The sequence below is a fragment of the Alistipes sp. AM16-43 genome (assembly GCF_003435745.1).
Classification (GTDB): Bacteria; Bacteroidota; Bacteroidia; order Bacteroidales; family Rikenellaceae; genus Alistipes; species Alistipes onderdonkii.
In genome coordinates this window covers 547,398-565,347 of sequence record NZ_QTUQ01000003.1, presented here as the reverse complement: position 1 = coordinate 565,347, position 17,950 = coordinate 547,398, and the positions used below count along the sequence as shown (strand labels likewise).

At 56.9% G+C, this 17,950-nt stretch carries 19 protein-coding genes and 1 tRNA gene; 15 read left to right on the top strand and 5 right to left on the bottom strand.

Going from position 1 to position 17,950, the window contains the following annotated elements; translation table 11 throughout:
• Window positions 1-21 precede the first annotated feature (21 nt).
• The 3 genes from DW189_RS08355 to DW189_RS08345 are packed head-to-tail and all read left to right on the top strand — an operon-like array spanning window position 22 to window position 3,183.
• Window positions 22-1,071: a DUF5031 domain-containing protein gene (locus DW189_RS08355; protein WP_117507494.1), complete on the top strand. Its 1,050-nt coding sequence runs from the start codon at window positions 22-24 to the stop codon at window positions 1,069-1,071.
• Between the two features lie 21 nt (window positions 1,072-1,092).
• Window positions 1,093-2,256 (top strand): hypothetical protein, encoded by a 1,164-nt coding sequence (locus tag DW189_RS08350; protein WP_162851420.1) that lies wholly within the window; start codon window positions 1,093-1,095, stop codon window positions 2,254-2,256.
• A 12-nt stretch (window positions 2,257-2,268) separates the two neighbouring features.
• Window positions 2,269-3,183 (top strand): hypothetical protein, encoded by a 915-nt coding sequence (locus tag DW189_RS08345; RefSeq protein ID WP_117507490.1) that lies wholly within the window; start codon window positions 2,269-2,271, stop codon window positions 3,181-3,183.
• A gap of 130 nt (window positions 3,184-3,313) precedes the next feature.
• On the opposite strand, the gene DW189_RS08340 is transcribed toward DW189_RS08345, so the two are convergent.
• Window positions 3,314-3,832, bottom strand: a complete 519-nt coding sequence (locus DW189_RS08340; RefSeq protein WP_018696416.1) for an STM3941 family protein — start codon at window positions 3,830-3,832, stop codon at window positions 3,314-3,316.
• A gap of 166 nt (window positions 3,833-3,998) precedes the next feature.
• Between DW189_RS08340 and DW189_RS08335 the strand changes: the two genes are divergently transcribed.
• From DW189_RS08335 to DW189_RS08320, 4 genes are all read left to right on the top strand, one after another.
• Entirely contained in the window at window positions 3,999-5,105 is a 1,107-nt protein-coding gene (locus DW189_RS08335; protein ID WP_117507488.1) for a mechanosensitive ion channel family protein, read from the top strand.
• A 12-nt stretch (window positions 5,106-5,117) separates the two neighbouring features.
• A complete protein-coding gene (gene pulA / locus DW189_RS08330) occupies window positions 5,118-7,085 on the top strand; it encodes a type I pullulanase (protein ID WP_117507486.1) in 1,968 nt (655 codons plus the stop codon).
• Window positions 7,086-7,156: 71 nt separating this feature from the next.
• Window positions 7,157-7,417, top strand: coding sequence for a GlsB/YeaQ/YmgE family stress response membrane protein (locus tag DW189_RS08325; protein WP_022332398.1), 261 nt, complete (start codon window positions 7,157-7,159; stop codon window positions 7,415-7,417).
• A gap of 2 nt (window positions 7,418-7,419) precedes the next feature.
• Complete coding sequence (locus tag DW189_RS08320) at window positions 7,420-7,737, top strand: hypothetical protein (protein WP_117507484.1); 318 nt, start codon at window positions 7,420-7,422, stop codon at window positions 7,735-7,737.
• Between the two features lie 87 nt (window positions 7,738-7,824).
• On the opposite strand, the gene DW189_RS08315 is transcribed toward DW189_RS08320, so the two are convergent.
• The 3 genes from DW189_RS08315 to DW189_RS08305 form a co-directional block, all read right to left on the bottom strand.
• Window positions 7,825-8,511 (bottom strand): SOS response-associated peptidase, encoded by a 687-nt coding sequence (locus tag DW189_RS08315; RefSeq protein ID WP_117507482.1) that lies wholly within the window; start codon window positions 8,509-8,511, stop codon window positions 7,825-7,827.
• Window positions 8,512-8,612: 101 nt separating this feature from the next.
• Window positions 8,613-9,047 (bottom strand): PepSY-like domain-containing protein, encoded by a 435-nt coding sequence (locus DW189_RS08310; RefSeq protein WP_022332401.1) that lies wholly within the window; start codon window positions 9,045-9,047, stop codon window positions 8,613-8,615.
• Between the two features lie 176 nt (window positions 9,048-9,223).
• Window positions 9,224-10,087: a VIT1/CCC1 transporter family protein gene (locus DW189_RS08305; protein ID WP_117507480.1), complete on the bottom strand. Its 864-nt coding sequence runs from the start codon at window positions 10,085-10,087 to the stop codon at window positions 9,224-9,226.
• A gap of 346 nt (window positions 10,088-10,433) precedes the next feature.
• Between DW189_RS08305 and DW189_RS08300 the strand changes: the two genes are divergently transcribed.
• From DW189_RS08300 to DW189_RS08260, 8 genes are all read left to right on the top strand, one after another.
• Window positions 10,434-11,681, top strand: a complete 1,248-nt coding sequence (locus tag DW189_RS08300) for a spondin domain-containing protein (RefSeq protein WP_117507478.1) — start codon at window positions 10,434-10,436, stop codon at window positions 11,679-11,681.
• A gap of 67 nt (window positions 11,682-11,748) precedes the next feature.
• Window positions 11,749-12,015: a hypothetical protein gene (locus DW189_RS08295; RefSeq protein WP_117507476.1), complete on the top strand. Its 267-nt coding sequence runs from the start codon at window positions 11,749-11,751 to the stop codon at window positions 12,013-12,015.
• Window positions 12,016-12,027: 12 nt separating this feature from the next.
• Complete coding sequence (locus DW189_RS08290) at window positions 12,028-12,318, top strand: hypothetical protein (protein WP_117507474.1); 291 nt, start codon at window positions 12,028-12,030, stop codon at window positions 12,316-12,318.
• Between the two features lie 142 nt (window positions 12,319-12,460).
• Window positions 12,461-13,432 (top strand): manganese catalase family protein, encoded by a 972-nt coding sequence (locus DW189_RS08285; RefSeq protein WP_117507472.1) that lies wholly within the window; start codon window positions 12,461-12,463, stop codon window positions 13,430-13,432.
• Between the two features lie 112 nt (window positions 13,433-13,544).
• Window positions 13,545-14,993: an alpha-amylase gene (locus DW189_RS08280; protein ID WP_174760537.1), complete on the top strand. Its 1,449-nt coding sequence runs from the start codon at window positions 13,545-13,547 to the stop codon at window positions 14,991-14,993.
• A 670-nt stretch (window positions 14,994-15,663) separates the two neighbouring features.
• A tRNA-Ser gene (locus tag DW189_RS08270) sits at window positions 15,664-15,751 on the top strand.
• A 282-nt stretch (window positions 15,752-16,033) separates the two neighbouring features.
• Window positions 16,034-16,252, top strand: coding sequence for a hypothetical protein (locus tag DW189_RS08265; RefSeq protein WP_141417705.1), 219 nt, complete (start codon window positions 16,034-16,036; stop codon window positions 16,250-16,252).
• 161 nt (window positions 16,253-16,413) lie between these two features.
• Window positions 16,414-17,199, top strand: coding sequence for a fibronectin type III domain-containing protein (locus DW189_RS08260; protein ID WP_141417706.1), 786 nt, complete (start codon window positions 16,414-16,416; stop codon window positions 17,197-17,199).
• 136 nt (window positions 17,200-17,335) lie between these two features.
• On the opposite strand, the gene DW189_RS08255 is transcribed toward DW189_RS08260, so the two are convergent.
• Window positions 17,336-17,947, bottom strand: coding sequence for a flavodoxin family protein (locus tag DW189_RS08255; protein ID WP_117507465.1), 612 nt, complete (start codon window positions 17,945-17,947; stop codon window positions 17,336-17,338).
• Between the last annotated feature and the right edge of the window lie 3 nt (window positions 17,948-17,950).

Below are 17,950 nucleotides of genomic sequence, written 5' to 3'. Positions count from 1 at the left end.
TACCTATATCGAATTTACGGAATGCTGTTTTTGCTTTCGTTCTCCGCAGCCTGCGGACTGGAGGCGCAGGAAGAGGTCTTTCCCGGCAATAAGTTCCGCTACACCGAACTTCGCCTGGAGGGCACGCTTCCCGTATCGGGATACCCAACCCCGCTCTACCTTTTCCGCCGGGCGGCGCGAACGCAGGACGGATATGTTTTCGACCGCAGTTACACTTCGGTCGCCGACGGTGAGACACTGAAACTTCCGCTCGCCGAGCTGAAAGCCTACGACTACCGTTTTCTGATGGTCGCCCAGCCCTGCGGCACGCAATGGCTGTCGCTGTCCACAGCGGCCGGGACGCAGTTCGTCCCGGGAGTAGCTTGGGAAGACCTGCGGCTGGGATGCGCCTCGGGCGCGGCTGCGGCAGACGGTTACAGCGGCTATACAGACCTGAGCGGCGCGGACATTCTCCGCGACGGGACTATCCGCCTCACGCTGACACGCATCGCAGGGCAGGTGCTCTTCGACATCTACCGCACGGGAGGCTCGCTCTTAGAGCCCGAAAGCATCCTATCGCCCGATGTGGAGTCGGTGATCGACCGGATCGCACGGATCGAAATCTCCTATGAGAATCCGACGACCGAGCTGCGCTTCGATGAAAACGGGACGCTGATTCCCGCAGCCTATGCTTCGGAACCGCTGGCGCAAAGCATTCTGCCTCAGATGACGGATTTCAAGGTTCCACTGCCCCAGGCGGACAAGGGACTCGGCATATACGACGACGGGGTGCGCGGCAGCCTGCGCATGGAAGGAGCTTTCCTGCTGCCGTCCGATTCGAAGCTGCGGGTGAAGCTGCTCTTCAGCTACTACGACACGACGCCTGCCTGCGGCAACGGCCACACGGGTGTCCATTCCGCAGCCTGTTTCCCGCAGCGGCAGCTGACCCTCGCCCTTCCGGCGACCGATGCCGCGGCGGGGCTTCCGGTGGCTGCGGACTGCTTCACGGTCAACCGGGCGGGTCTGCGCTGCGACCGGATCATCGACATTCCGGTCGGAGGGGGCATCGAAACGAATTTCGACTGGTTGTGAAACGGCAAAAAACGTACGATTATGAAAAAACTTTCAGTCTTATTCGTAATGGCGGCCTTCCTGACGGGCGGCTGCTCGGAAGGGGAACCTTTCGGGCATCCGTCCGCGGAGGAAAAATCCCGCGTCGAAGTCTGTTTCCGGCTGGAAGCCGTCGGCACGGACGTCTCGCTCGAACCCATGACGCGCGCCACCTCCTACACGCAGTGGTTCAGGAACACGGCCCGGCTGCTGATCCTGAAAAAGGCGGACACCCGCTGGATCGTGGACACGACGCAAACCGTCCTGCTCGACGCACAGTCGGGGCCATGGGCCGAACTGAAGATCTCCGGGGATCTTCCGCCGTGCCCGTTCAATCTCGAACTGCGACCGGGCGATTACCGGATCGTAGCCGTAATCAACTGGGGGTCGGCCGACTGGAACAACGATCTGATTCCGGGGAAAGTCGTCTCCGATGAAGCCGACGGCTCGCTGCGCACGCCGCCGCTGCTCACCTACACGATCTCGACGCACTGGATGAACAACGGTTACCGGCAGCTGAGCCGCGAAGTTTTTGTCGCCGTGGCCGATTTCCCGGTGCCCAAAAGCGGCGATCTCCATTCGGCAGGCGTTCCGCCGGTAACCCTGCGGGCCGAACGGCGCGTGGCGAAGTTCCGCGTGCTGCTCAAAGACAAACCTTCGCCCGTCAACGGTTTTTCGTTCGACATGACAGCCCATACCGTCCAGATGCTTCTCACGTCCAAGACCGAACCTTTTGCCGAAGGCATCGACGCACTCGGAGGAATGTATTACGGCGATCCCGCACTCTATGAACTGCCGTGTTGCATGTCGACGATGGGAGATTTCCATTCCTCGGGTACGGAGCGCTACCAGATGTGCCAAACCAATTCGACGGTCTTTTCGCCCTTCGTCTTCGCCGACCCGGCCTCGGAACTGCCTATCGGGATCGTGGATATCGACATTTCCGGCGCCAGCGGCGGATATACGTATAAAACCGACCAGACGTTCGCACGCACGCTCGCCGCAAGCAAAATCTCCGGCATCGTTTTCGAAACCACCGACACCTATGACGACTCCTCGTCGCAAATCCGGATCGATGTCGTCGAGGCGACGGACGACGCGGGAAACCCCGAAAACGCGGCGGCGCTCTTCGATCCTTTTTACGAGTGGAACGCCTCGTCCTACTAAAATTACGAAGTCATGAAAAAATCACCTTACATACCGTTCGCGTTCCTGTGCCTGCTGTCGGCAATGTCGTGCATCGAAGAGAAACTCGACCCGTGCCCGCCCCAGGGAGGAAGCGTCACGGTCGCGCTCCGGGTCGAGAAATTCCAGGCCCGGCCGCCCTACCGTCCGTCGGATTTCGAACAGGAATTCGGGAAACGCATCCATTCGCTCGACTACCTGCTCTATGCCGACGGGCAGCTGATCGGGCAAGGCCGCGCGGACGACCTACAGACCGCTGTCGGCAGGGACTACCTCTTCCGCATGGGCACGCTTCCGTTCGGAACGTACCGGCTGGCGTTCGCGGCCAACGCTGCGGCGCGCATGATGACGGGGACGACCGATGCTCCGGAGGCACGTTACATCGTTTACCAGGGAGAAAAGAACGGCGACGACCATTTCCGCGCCGACGTGCCGTTCGAAGTGACCTGCCCCTGCCGCAATGAATTCGAAGCCGTCCTTCAGCGCGTACACGGCATAACCCGCTTCCGGTTCGAGAATATTCCCGCCCGAATCGCCTCCGTCGAGGTGGTGCTCGACAACGTCGGCCAGCGCATGCCGCTCTGCGGGGAACCCGACCTGGCGTGCGAGGTTTCCAAATGCGTCCCCGCAGCGCAGCTGAGGACACGCGCCGCCGGGTCGTTCACGCTCGGCACGTTCTGCACGCTGCCGGGCGTAAGGACATCGTGGCGGCTCAGACTCTACGGCGAGGACGACGCACCGCTCTACGACCGGGTGGTCACGGACACCCTGCGGATCGAGTGCAACCAGTTGATCGAACTTACGGCACGTTTCAAAGAGGGTGATTTCCAAGAAGAAATCGAGTTCTCGGTCAACGTCGACACGACATGGGACGGAGCCAACGAAGGCGGGGGAGAAATCATACGATGACACGCAGCATGTCCCCTGCCCGCCCGTCCCGTGCGGCCGGGGCGCTGTACTTACCCCGGGAAAGGCACGGCGGAACGCCCGCCGACGGGCGCGAACGGAATGCCGGGGCGCAGTGCTCCTGCGGCGGATTTTATTTCAACAGGCAGCCGTTCAGCAGCTCGATCCTCCCGGGCACATCCGCTTCCTTCATCCGCCGGATCAGGGCGACCAACTGCATGGAATCGATCTCCAGCCCCATCGTGCGCAGATAGACCGCCTTTACGCCCTTCGATTCGTAAAGGCGGTCGAACCGCCAGAACCAGGCCGGCCGTATGAGCTGCGGCTTGTAGTTGCTCTCGAGCAGCAACCGCACCCAGTATTGTCCCCGGAAATAGAAATCGTCCGCGTAAAGGATGGCCTCCCATTCGATCTGCCCGCGGATCGTGAACATCTCGGTGATGCCGTCTTCGGTAAGGACGATATAGGGTCGGCGGTCGTACAGCGAGCCGATACCGTACAACAGGGTAAAACCCGCCGTCGCCACGAAACACCATCCCAGAACGACATCGCGGACACAGTACAGGATAAGGCCGCCGGCAATCCCCGCAAGGAACCCGGCGACGGTGATACACACCGCCTTTTTCCTGGATTTATGCACTATCATCTTCATCCTCAACCTGATTTTTCATTTCGGGATCGTGCAAATTCTTCTCCAAAGGCATAGAATTTGAAAGCCGGGATAAGAAAAAAACCTCGCATTATGCGCCGATATTAAAAACAGGATGGCAAAAGAGGAAACACAAATAACAAATGTATAATTAAAAAACAACCGGAAAATGTTAGATTACGAAATCTGGGGAAACAGCCTCCAGACATGGATCGTCTCCCTACTTATCATAGCAGGAGCGTTTATCGTCGTAAAACTGCTGTCGCTGCTGGGCAGGAAGGTTATAAAACCCTTTATCGGCCGCACAAGCAACCGGGTGGACGACATCATATACTATTCCCTGGAGTCGCCCCTGAAATTCGCCGTGATGCTGCTGGGCATCTGGATCGCCATCCATCGGCTAGTCTACCCGGATCATCTGGTAAAATACGTCGACAACGCTTACAGCATACTGATCATACTGGACATAACCTGGGTTCTGGCCCGCCTCTCCACGGCCCTGCTCCAGCAATATTGGGGGCAGCGGTCGGACGGCCATGCGCTGAAAATGATGCCGGTAGTCAGGCGGACGATCCTGGTTCTGATCTGGATCATCGGTCTGGTAACTGCCCTGAGCAATGTAGGGGTCGACATCAATGCGTTATGGGGCACGCTGGGCATCGGCGGTATCGCCTTCGCCCTGGCGGCGCAGGATACCGTGAAGAATATTTTCGGCGCGTTCACCATCTTCACGGACAAGCCCTTCGGCATCGGCGACACGATCAACGTGAACGGCTTCGAAGGGACGGTGGTCGACGTGGGCATGCGCAGTACGCGAATCATGGGCTACGACCGGCGCATCACCAGTTATCCGAATTACAAAATTACGGACGCCTCGATCGTCAACATCTCTTCGGAACCGATGCGCCGCGCCATGGTTAAGGTGGGGCTGACCTACGACACCGGCGCAGACAAGATGAACGAAGCGCTGGATATTTTGAGGGGCCTCCCGGCGAAGGTAAAGGACGTTTCCGACAATCCGTCGGACATCACGGCCTACTTTTCGGACTACACCGATTCGGCGCTGGTCATCACATTTTACTATTACATCGAAAAACAGGGGGATATTCTGAAAGTGACCTCGGACATGAACCTGGCCATACTGGCCTCCTTCAATAAGGCCGGGCTCAATTTCGCCTTCCCGACACGCACGCTGCTCGTGCAACGGGGCGGGGAGGACGGCAAAACCGCGCACGAACCCGCACCCGGCGACGCCCCGCAAACGCCCAATTCATAAAATACGACCACCATGGAAAATATCAAAAACCACCCCGCACCCGACCGGTTGGATTCGTTCGACAAATATCCGCCGTACTACGGCCAAGACCTCGAACTGGCGTATACGCCCCAACGCTCCGTCTTTACGCTCTGGGCGCCCACCGCGAGCAAAACCCGGCTCAACATCTACTCCTCGGGCGAGGGAGGCAACCCGGAGGAGCAGTTGGAAATGGAGCCCTCGGACGACGGAACCTGGCGCATTGCCATCGAACGCGACCTGAATGGCTCCTTCTATACCTTCCAGATAGAAAAAGAGGGGAAATGGCTGGCCGAAACACCCGGCATCTGGGCGAAGGCGGTCGGCATAAACGGCGACCGGGCGGCCGTGATCGACTGGAACCAGACCAATCCGGAAGGCTGGGAATCGGATCGTGCGCCCGAATTGAAAATGTATTCCGACATTATTCTCTACGAACTGCACCACCGTGATTTCAGCATCGCCCCGGATTCCGGAATCCGCAACAAGGGCAAATTTCTGGCCCTGACCGAAACCGGCACCAAAACCCCCGAAGGGCAGGCATCCGGTCTGGATCATCTCAAGGAACTGGGCGTAACGCATATACATATTCTCCCCTCTTTCGACTATGCGACGGTGGACGAGACGAGGCTGGCGGACAAGACCTACAACTGGGGATACGACCCGAAGAACTACAACGTTCCGGAAGGCAGTTACTCCACCGACCCGGCCAACCCCGTGACGCGCATCCGCGAGTTTAAGGAGATGGTGAAAAGCCTGCATCGGAACGGGATGCGCGTCGTCCTCGACGTGGTCTACAACCACACGGCCTCGGTCGACCGTTCGAACTTCAACCTTACCGTCCCCGGCTACTTTTACCGCCAGAATGCCGACGGTTCCTACTCGGACGCCTCGGGCTGCGGCAATGAGACGGCTTCGGAACGCGAAATGGTACGGCATTACATCGTCGAATCCGTCAAATTCTGGGCGCAGGAGTACCATATCGACGGATTCCGGTTCGACCTGATGGGAATACACGACATCGAAACGATGAACCGCATCCGGGAAGAACTGTCGAAGATCGACCCGACGATCTTTATATACGGCGAAGGCTGGCTTGCGGCCGACTCGCCCCTGCCTCCGGAAAAACGGGCCGTGCGGGATCATGTCGGCCAAATGGAGGGCATCGCCGTTTTCTGCGACGATTTCCGCGACGCCGTGCGCGGCAGCACGTTCGACGAACAGGCCGCCGGGTATGCCTCCGGGAATATCGTCGGGCATTACGAGCCCGTAAAATTCGGGATCGCGGGCGCCACACAGCATCCGCAAGTGGATTATAACGGACTGTTATACAGCTCCGTGCCATATGCATCCGCCCCTTCGCAGGCAGTCAATTTCGTCGCCAGCCACGACGGCTACACGGTGATCGACAAACTGAGACTTTCCGTCAAGGGCGACCATGCCGACGACGAGCTGCCGCCTATCGACAAACTGATACACACGATTTTGCTCACGGCACAGGGGGTTCCTTTCATCCGCGCCGGCGAAGAGATGATGCAGGACAAACAGGGGGAACCGAACAGTTTCCGCTCGCCCGACGCCGTCAACCGAATCGACTGGGCCCTGAAAGCCAAAAACCGGGATCTGTTCGATTATGTCCGGGGACTGATCGCACTCCGGAAAGCCCATCCGGCATTCCGTATCCCGACGGCAGAAGGGCTGCAGCAGGGGCTTCATTTCCTCGACACGGGCGACTCGGGAGTGATCGCCTATACGCTGGGCGAATATGCGAACGGCGATGCGTGGAAAGAGATCCTGGTAGCCTATAACGGCAACCGCCAACAGGCCGAGTTCCACATTCCCGAAGCGGACTGGACCGTAGTCTGCCGCGACGGCCGGATCGATCCCGGCAGCCGCGACCGCATGCCCGGGGGCATTGTCCGGATAGCGCCCTCTTCGGCCATTATCGCATACCGCGAATAATTTCCGGGCCGTTCATCCTCCCGGGTACAGAATTTGTATTATCCTGATTGTCAACCAAAATTAAAAAACATATGTATTTCTTATGGTATTTACTCATCGGCCTGGCGGCCGGATGGATCGCCAGCCTGATCTTCAAAGGCAGCGGCTCCGGATTGCTGGTCAATCTGATCGTCGGCCTTGTCGGCGGCATTCTGGGCGGCTGGCTCGTTTCGCTGTTCGGATGGGTGCCGACGGGCACCTGGGGGACTTTCCTCTCCTCCGTCATCGGCGCCATCGTCCTGCTGTGGATCGTATCGCTGTTCACACGGCACAAAACCGTTAAAACAATGTAATTATGGAAAAGTATTCGACAAAAGAGAACGAAACGTATCGGGAACACGCCGAAAAAGCAGTCCACAAGGCGGAAGAACACGGCCAAAAGGCCAAGCACAATCTGCAGGAAAACATGCAGAAGCTGAAGGACGACGCCCAGGAGACCGCCATCGAGGCGGAAAACGAGGCAAAGACGGGTGTCCGCAAAATGGCCGGCAAAATCGAAGAAGCCGGCACGAAGGTCAAAAATGCGGCCAAAGAGGGCATGACCAAAGCCGCACACAAAGTAAAGGAGACAGCCACACAGGCCTCCAACCGGATCAAGGAGAAGGTACACTGAGCCCGGTGGCCCGACATCGAAAAAGAGAAGTCTGAGACTTCTCTTTTTTTTGCCGCAATATTTCGGGGAAAGGCCGCCACCGGGAACCTATGCCGGCATGAGAATGCCCGGATCGCCGGAAACTTTGCGCATGAAATCGGGCTGCGCGGGTTCGCAGACCATCATCTGCTCCGGATAGGGTTTCAGCAACGCGGCGATCTGCCCGTCGGACAGTTCCGGATGCAGCCAGCGCTCCTCGTCGCCGTCATGCAGGATAACCGGCATCCGGCAATCCCTGTTGTTGACGTGGCGCATCATCGGATTCGCCTCGGTGGTTATGACCGAATACGTCATTACGACCTCGTCCGAATCGCGGTCGATCCAGCAGTCGAAAACGCCCGCAAGGGCGATGACAGGCCGATCCTTTACCGTCACGTAGTAGGGAGTCTTCTGCGCCTGCCCGTGGTGCCACCCGAAAAATCCGCTCACCGGGATCAGGCACCTCCGCCGGCGGATCGGAACCCGGAACGAAGCGTTTTCAAAAATAGTTTCCGCACACGCGACGACCGTCTGATTGCGGATCGTCACGGTCTGGGCGGCCTTCCCGATCCAATACGGGATCAGCCCCCAGCGGAAATACTGTATCTGCTCGTCTCTGGTAACTACCGGATACGGGAGGTGCGAAAAGGCACATACATGGTATGCAGGCCGGAATTTTCTGACCAGATCGGTTTTACGGCCGAAACGCCGGGCCAGTTCTTCGGCTCCGGCAGCAAGGGAGATATGATAACACATGGCACACGCTGGTTTATCCTGTTACGGCCCGCTGGGCCGACAGCAAAAAAAAGCAGGGAGCACAACTGCGGGCACTCCCTGCGATTTTCACACTGCAAAAGTTATTTCGTCGCTTTCGTGAAGTTACCGTCCTTGTCGAAATCGAGAACCGTCTTGTCCGAAAGCGCTACTTTGTAGCCGTCGGCCGTCGTTTCCATCATGACGATTCGCTGCCCCGGGTAAGTATTGCCTGCATAGGTTTTGACCTTGGCGGGAATCACGGACATCGGAACCGAACCGTTCTTCATGATAATCTGGCTGCAATCTCCGCTGCCGCCTTCGAAGGAGACCTGGTTGCCGCTGTTGAAATAGACGGTGTATTTGTCCCACGACGCCTCGCGATCCATTTCCACGGCCTTCACTTTTTCGCCCGGGAAGTTTTTCTGAATGAATTCCTGCGAATTCTTCGGCAACTTACCGAAATCCACCTTCTGGGGAGCAGCATTCACGGCCAAAGCGATTGCCGCGGATGCGATGAGTAAAAGAATTTTTTTCATAATATAAAGAATTTAAGTGATGATTGACATACGGAATACTTGCAAATGATATTCCATTGAGGTTGAATTTATCGAAAAAATAATCTTCATATTGGAAATCATATATTTAATGGATTTGCCGTACAGTCCGGCATCCTGAGTCCGAACCAGCCGGCTTTTATCGGCGCACGGTTATTCTACATCTCTATGCCCGTAAAATATTTGAGCCCGTAGCCGATCAGAAAACTGATCCCGGCGATGCCGAAACTCAGAAGCGCCATTTCAAAAAAACGCTGTCTGAAACTTTCGCTGCGCACCACGGCGTAATAGTAATTGAACAGGGCTATCACGGTCAATGCGGCCAGAAGCATGACGCTCAATGCCGTGACGGCATTCGAAAAAAGTAGATAGGGAATTATCAGAATGGCGACCGTCACGAGGTAGGCGGTTCCGGTACAGAGGGCGGCCCGCAGCGGATGCTTCTCCCGGGCAGCGTCCGATTTGGTCGAAAGGTATTCGGAAGCGGCCATCGAAAGGGCGGCGGCGACACCTGTGATGCTGCCCGTAAGCGCCACGAGCCGCGGTTCGTTCAGCGCAAGCGTGAACCCGGCCAGCGCCCCCGTGAATTCGACCAGAGCGTCGTTCAGGCCCAATACCACCGAACTCATATAGGACAGCCGCATTCCGCCGGCCAGGTTGGTCAGATCCTCCCCGTGGCGCTTTTCCTCCGAAGCGATCCGAATGAACTCCTCCCGCTCGGCATACAGGGAATAACTCGCCTCCGTGCCTTTTTCACACAGCTCCATCTGCCGGACGACAAAAGCCGGCCCCAGCACCCGCATTATCCACACATACCAGAAAACCCGTTTCGGATCGGGAGCCATTTCGCGTCCCGTCCTGCGCTTCAGGATCGCGCAATGCCGTCTTTCGTCGTGCATGATACGCACCAGGGTCTGCCGGCGAACCGGGTCTTTTTCCAGTTCGGCCAGCCGGCGGTAGACTTCGCACAAGGTGGCCTCCTCCCGTTGAAGGTTCAAAAGGTTTTTTGCCGTTGCATCCATATTTGCGTGGTTATTCCGCCCAAAGCCTCCGGCACCGGGAGTGGCGGACGTTACAATCCCGAATCCGCAAAAAATCTGCCGAAACAGCACCCGAACCACCGCAGGAAGAAGGTTTTACCCCGGCGGACGAGGTCGAAAAAAAATCCATCCTCGCCTTACTGCGTGTTTTGCAGGAATATCCATCCTCCCGCTTTTCCAATCCATCCAAAAGTATTTTTCATGGCATAAATGATGCACGGAACTGCACTGTAAAGGGTGCCGGACAACAAATACGAGCACATACCTTAATATAAAAAACACTTATGGTTTAACCGATTGTTAACTTTATTTAATTATCAATTCCACTATGAAAAAAAAGTACTTTTGCACCGCATTCGCTGCGGCGTTGCTTTTCGCAGGATTCGCTTTTACCGCCTGCGACGACGATGACGACAACAGCGCTCCCGGCACGAAGCCGACGATCAAGTTCGAAAACGTCATCCCGACGAAGAATTACGTCCAGAGCGGCACGTTCGCCGCCGTGGCCCCCGGGCAAACGACGTCGTTCACATTCCACGCAGCCAAAGGGCAGCGCCTGATGTTCGCCACTATGTATTCCAATTCCAACGACCTGTTCTTCGCCCCGGAGAATCCGGGCATCCAGCTCTTCAACGATTCGGGAGTGCCTTATACCGGCATCATTGCCGATGCCGTGAAACTCTGGGACAACGGAACCCGCGTAAACGAACAGCCCGGCCCCGATGTCAATCATCCGGGCGTAGCCCAGGCCGGCGTGGTAACCGAAGTGAAGGGCACGGACTCCGAAGGACACAACTATCTGGCCGCATCGAGCCTGCTCCAGGTGAGCCTGACCTTCGATGCCGCACAGTCGCTGTTCACCTGTACGATCTCCAATATTTCTGCCGGCACGGCGAATGAGACCCCGTTCTCGGGCGGTGTATTCGTCGTATCGAACCTGCTCGACGGCGACCTGGTGATGGACAAACCGTTCTTCAGCGTCGACCAGAAATCGGGCGTGGAGCTGACCAAGCTGGCCGAAGCAGGCAATGTCGACCCCCTCAAATCGCTTGTCGCCGACCAAACGGGAATCATCACCACGTTGCACGGCGCCATCGTAGTGGTTTACACGGGCAACACCAACCCGATCTACCAGTTGGGACAGAAAGATGCGCAGCTGGGTCTTGCAGCGCTCGCACAGCGCGGCGATCCGGCGCAGCTGAAAGCTTCGCTCGAAAAAGTCCCGCAGGTACGCAAGATCTACACGCTTACGGACACCGTCCTGCCGGGCAAGAGCATGGAATGCACCTATGAGGCTGCAGCCAACGAAAAAGTGGCGTTCGCAACGATGTTCGGTTATTCCAACGACTGGTTCTTTGCAAACGGCCCCGAACTCAATGCCCTGACCAAAGGCGAGGTGACGAGCAAGACCGTCCTGCTTGACGACGGCACGGCCGTAAGCCAGTATCCCGGAGCGGGCAACGCCCAGTTCGTATTCGGCGGAACCCGGATGCCCGAGGACAAGGCCATCAGCGCTGTGGGCGACACCTTCCCGGTTCCCGCCGTGGACGGGATCGTCAAGATAACGATCTATTAAAGGATCGTCTTAAGTATCAATTACAACCGGAGCAGTTCCCTGCTCCGGTTTTTAAACCAGCAAAACCATGTCGAACAATCAACCGCAAGAAGGCAACGCCACTGTTGCCGTAGAAAAAAAGACGTCCAAAATTCCCTCGATGGTCTATCTGTGTGCCGGGCTGAGCGCATTGGCAGCCTCTGCCTGCATGATGTGCCGCGGCCGGAAATCCACCGCGCTGCTGGTCGGGCAGTGGGCCGCCCCGCTGCTGATCATGGGGCTTTACAACAAGGTCGTCAAGACCGAAGGGCACGACGGATCCGCAACCGAAACACCTATCAAACCGAATCACTAAAATATTACGATTATGAATAAGAATGACAACATCTACGGCGAGAGCCGTGAGCAGGAAAACGAAATGCAGAACAATCCCAGAACCAACGCCAACACGAACGATCTGGACAGCCGGAGCAATAGCGGCGACAACAGCGGCATGCACGCCGGCGGTAACCAAGGGAGTTCCTACCAGCGGCAGCAGCCGGAGAATTCGTCGCAATACGGCTCCAAGACGGGTTCGTACTGGGAAGAGAAAGGTTCCGACAGGGAACAGAGCGCCGAAAACCGGATGAACGGACAAAATCCGGACAAAAGGCACTAATTACGCCGGCAATGCGGCCGGCCGCAACGGGACGTCCGCAGAAGGCCCGTCCCCGGGAAAGACGACCGGGAGCGGAGGCCTCTGCGACGAACCTCCCGGAAAAAACCGGCCTCCGGCATGTTCAACTTAAAACAACGAATCTATGTTTTACCACTCCAAAGAACTCCAGTTCAAAGCGCGGGTATCGAAACCCGATCCCCGCTTCGCACGGCTGCTGCTCGAACAATTCGGCGGCGGCAACGGCGAGCTGAAAGCTGCGATGCAGTATTTCGTGCAGGCCTTCGCCTGCCATAACCCCTATCCGGACAAGTACGATATGCTGATGGATATCGCCACCGAGGAGCTGGGACACCTCGAAATCGTCGGGGCCACGATCCAGATGCTCCTCGCAGGCGTAAACGGCAACCTCAAAGATGCGGCCGAGCGAAACGACGTCTTCGGCGAAGGCATTTCGAAGGACGACTTCATCCATTCGGCCTTTTCGGTCAACCCGCAGTTCGGCGTGCTGACGGGCGGCGGGCCACGCCTCACCGACAGCAACGGCGTCCCCTGGCAAGGCTCCTATGTCAATGCCAACAGCGACCTGACGGTCGACCTGCGCTCGGACATCGCCGCCGAATCGCGTGCCAAGATCGTCTACGAATACCTGATGCAGTTCACCGACGACAAGGACGTGCTCGCGACACTCAATTTCCTGATGACACGCGAAGTGGCGCATTTCCAGCAGTTCGAGGCGGCACTGGACACCATCCAGCCCAATTTCCCGCCCGGTGTGCTGCAAAGCGACCCCCGCTACAGCAATATCTACTCCAACCACTCGATGGGCGAGGATGCCCGCGGGCCGTGGAACGAAGGCGAAAGCATCGGCCTGGGCGAAGAGTGGCTGTATGTCGAAAATCCGCGCCAGCAGGTACTCGAAACCGACGGGCTCACCGAACTCGAACCGCAGGGCACACCCCGCACGGAGGCTTCGGTGCGCAGCGCGGACAAGAAGCTCAGCAAGCAGCGCAGCAGCGAAATCCGCAAGGCTACGCCAGAGAAAAACCTCCAGTGGAGCCAGTACGATTCGCAGGACACGAAAGCGCCCCGGCGCCAGCCGGTCGGACAGGATTGACGACACCGCCGGCTTGCAGGTCAGAACGCCCCGGAATTTCCCCGGGGCGTTCATCCTGTTTAGCATGTCCTTTGCAACGAAAACGCGTAAACATTAAACATATATCGGCTTTATGAAAAACGGAGTAATGATGCAGTATTTCGAATGGAATCTGCCCAACGACGGTAAATTATGGGTGCACCTGAAAGAGGATGCCAAACACCTGCACGACATCGGCATTACGTCGGTCTGGATACCGCCGGCTTACAAGGCCGACGAACAACAGGACGAGGGATACGCCGTATACGACCTCTACGACTTGGGGGAGTTCGACCAGAAAGGCACCGTCCGCACCAAGTACGGCACGCGGCACGAACTGGAAGAAGCGGTCGCGGCGCTCCACGAGAACGGGATAGCCGTCTACCTCGACACGGTGATGAACCAGAAGACAGGCGCCGACTATACCGAGAAGTTCATGGCCTGCGAGGTCGATCCCGAGAACCGCGAGCAAGTGATCGGCGCACCCGTCGAAGTCGAGGGGTGGACGGGATACTCCTTTCCGGGACGCGGCGACAAATATTCTCCTTTCAAATGGCACTGGTACCACTTCTCGGGAACCGACCAGGTTTACGAGACCGGCAAACGGGCCATCTACCTCATCCAGGGCGAAGGCAAGAAGTGGAGCGAAGGCGTCGACGGCGAGAACGGGAACTACGATTTCCTGATCTTCAACGACGTGGACTTCGACCATCCCGAGGTGGTCGAAGAAATGAAACGCTGGGGCGTATGGATCGCCCAAACGCTCGACGCGGACGGCATGCGCCTCGACGCGCTCAAACACATCAAGAATGCCTTCATCGCCGACTTCATGCACAACGTCCGGGCTTCGCGGGGCAAAGAGTTCTACGCCGTCGGTGAGTACTGGAGCGGCGATTTCGAGTCGCTGGAGGCCTACCTCGACGCCGTAGACCACCAGATCGACCTGTTCGACGCGCCGCTTCACTTCAAACTTTTCACGGCATCGCAGCAGGGCCGCGACTTCGACATGCGGACGCTGCTCGACGACACGCTCGTGCAGAAATACCCCACGCTGGCCGTGACGTTCGTGGACAACCACGACTCGCAGCGCGGCAGCTCGCTCGAATCGCAGGTCAAATCGTGGTTCAAACCGCTGGCGTACGGCCTGATCCTGCTGATGAAAGAGGGGTACCCCTGCGTCTTCTACGGCGATTATTACAGCATGAAAGGCGAAGGGTCGCCCCACCGTCCCATCCTCGATATTCTGCTCGATGCCCGTCGCTCCCGCGCCTTCGGCGAACAGACGGATTATTTCGACCATCCCAATACGGTAGGTTTCACCCGCTCGGGCGACGCACAACATCCGGATTCCGGCCTGGCACTGCTCCTTTCCAACGGCGAGGACGGCGAAAAAGTGATGTCCGTAGGCGTAATGCATGCCAACGAAACGTGGCATGAGATCACCGGAAGCTACGACGACGAACTGACCATCGGCGACGACGGGAAGGCCCTTTTCAAAGTACACGGAGGCAAATTAGCCGTTTGGGTACGAAAAAAGGATTGATTCGCATAGCATTTCCCGGCTGAGCATCATCCACTTCGGGCTCCGGTAAATATTCCGTAAATATTCGGTATCTATTTTGTGTTGTCAGCTATACCGTACATCCCGGCGGGGAGATGCGGTACAGGCTGGCTTTCAACCGCATGGCTTCGGCCCTTCGGATGGCGGGCAGCATTTATGTCTCACTTAATTCTTTAAAAGTCATGAAAGAGTCTAACAACAAAACCTCCGGCCATACACAGTCCGGACAAAGTAAATCGGCGGAAAAGTCGTCGCGTACGACCACTTCGCGCACCAGCTCGGCGAGCCGGGGAACCGCAAGCAGCCAGTCGTCCGGTTCAGGGCGTACTTCGCGCAGCAACAATCCCGAAGGCCATAACCAGTACACGAAAAAATCGCAGGACAATCGTTAACAACGCAATTTGTTTTCGATAGTGTGTCGCAAGGGACTGCCTAACAAGTTTAGACAGTCCCGTTTTCATTTTCCACGATGATATGCCTGCCGATGGCGGCCAACGGAAACCGGCTGAATGCGATAACCTCCTGCTGGTTCGGCCGGCTGCGGGCAAACCGCCGCGTTGCACCCGCCCCGGAACCGGGCGCTTGCCCCCTGAAGGAAAAACGGCAATTTTTGGTAAAATCTGAAAATAATTATTACCTTTGCGAACCGAAAGGAGAGGTGCAGGAGTGGTTGAACTGGCCCGCCTGGAAAGCGAGTAAACCCCTAAAGGGTTTCAGGGGTTCGAATCCCCTCCTCTCCGCAGGATGATCCGCCTGACCGCAGGATCGACAGACAAAGACCGACCGGTAAGTCTGTGCTTTTATAAAATCGCCTCTATTACAGATTTCTATCATCTGTAATAGAGGCGATTTTTCATTTCAGACCTGTCAGACTACCGATCCGTCCAACGTCGTTCCCGCACAAAACACATACGGCTGCCTGAAATGAAAAGAAAACCCTCCGTTCCAAACGAACGGATAAACAATATACAATTTAGTATCGCAAGCAAAAACATCCATTATCTACCTAAATTCAGTTTATTATGAAAAAACTATTTCTTTGTTTCGCACTGGTGGGAATGGCATCGACACTATGTGCACAAGAACGCGGCGACATGCTCGTTTCCGGATCGCTTTCGTGGAGTTCGCCCAGTACGAAGACCACCGTTATCAAACAAGACGGCGACAACAAAGTATCCAACCGGGACTTCTCGCTCGGCCTGAACGTCGGCGCGACGATCGCATTCAATTACTATTTCTGATACGTACGACAACAGCCGGATGTTTGGCCCCATTCCCCTGCCGCCCCCGGAAGCGGCAAGGGAATAATCCCGGGTCGAAGTCCCGAAACAATGTAACAATTTATCGAAAGCCGAAATCCCAACGACTCAAACACCCCAGAAATCATAAACAAACGGAACCGATGAAACTAATCAATATTGCCAGATCCATATTGGTAATCGGATACGTCATGCTTGTATCGTGCAGCAGCGACGAAGGTGGAGAAAGCGGCAATGGGCCGCAGGCAACCGGCCAGGAACTCGAACGGCAACTCCTGGACACACATTGGAAACTGGCCAAAGAAATCAAAGTAGAAGACGGCACTGAAAAAGTTCTGAATAACCCCTACGTATTGAATACAATAACATTTTCGGGCGCAACCGACCGCGCATGGCACTACCTGTACCTGAACAACACCCATTCAGGCTGGTGGTGGATCGACGGGGAAATGATCCGTTGCCAATGGGACACGGGAGACCCCAAGACGAACGGAGCATACAGCACGGCCTTCGGCTTCGGACACAGCCGCATCGGAAAAATGACGGACTCGGAACTGGTAATGATAGCCGACTACGACACGTATAGCAACTATTTCTATTATGTGTCAACTTCCGGAAGCGGAGCGGATCCGGGCTCCCCGGCAGAAAAGCCCGATATCGGGTTTTACGATTTTACGGCGACCAAAACCTCGGTAACCGTAACCTATAAGATTTACAACAAGGATGAAGCGAAGGTTTCGGACGCCAAGATATATTACGGCACCACATCCGATCCGACGAGGGGCAAAAGCGCCACCGTAACCGGCAGCCTCATCAAAGCGACGATCAGCGGCCTGAAAGCCGGGACGACCTATTATGTAAAGTGCCAGGCGACGGGTGCCAGCGGTACGACGACGAGCGAAACGAGCCGGGTCATAACAGCCTATTAGAAGATGGAAACCAACATTGCCGGCCAGGCAATCCTCGACAACTATATCATAAAAAAGGAATTGGCAACGACTAACGGTCGTTGCCAATTCCTTTTCTGTGCACTCTGCTCCATCCTGAAATCCAGCCCCGCGGCGGTCAGCGGATGAAATGCGTCCACACCCGTTCTTCGGGTTCCGGGGCCAGACGGGGGCCGACGCCGGCCTTCAGCAGTTGCGCCATGTTCCTCGCCAGCACCCGCATCGTCTGCAAGCCTTCGGCATCTTCGTGCGCCTCGCCCGGCACCCGTCCGTGCACGCTGTTCCAATATTGCGACGACACGACGGGCATATTCGAAATCGTAAAATACTTGTTCAGGCGGTCGAACGTCGCACTCGCCCCGCCACGGCGGCAGACAGCCACGGCTGCGGCAGGCTTGTAGGCCAGATCGCGGCCGCACGAATAAAACACGCGGTCGAGCAGCGCGCAAAGCGAACCGTTCGGCCCGGCATAATAGACCGGCGAGCCGACCACAAGGCCGTCGGCCTGGGCAAGCTTCTCCCGCACGGCGGTATACACGGCATCGGAAAAGACGCAATGCCCCAGTTCCGCACATTTCCCGCAGGCGATACAACCCTGCATGGCCCTTGTCCCGATGTGGACGATCTCCGCCCCGATGCCTTCCGCTTCGAGCGTCCGGGCAACCTCGGACAAGGCGATAAAAGTGTTCCCCTCCCTGTGGGGGCTGCCGTTTATAAGCAATACTTTCATAGT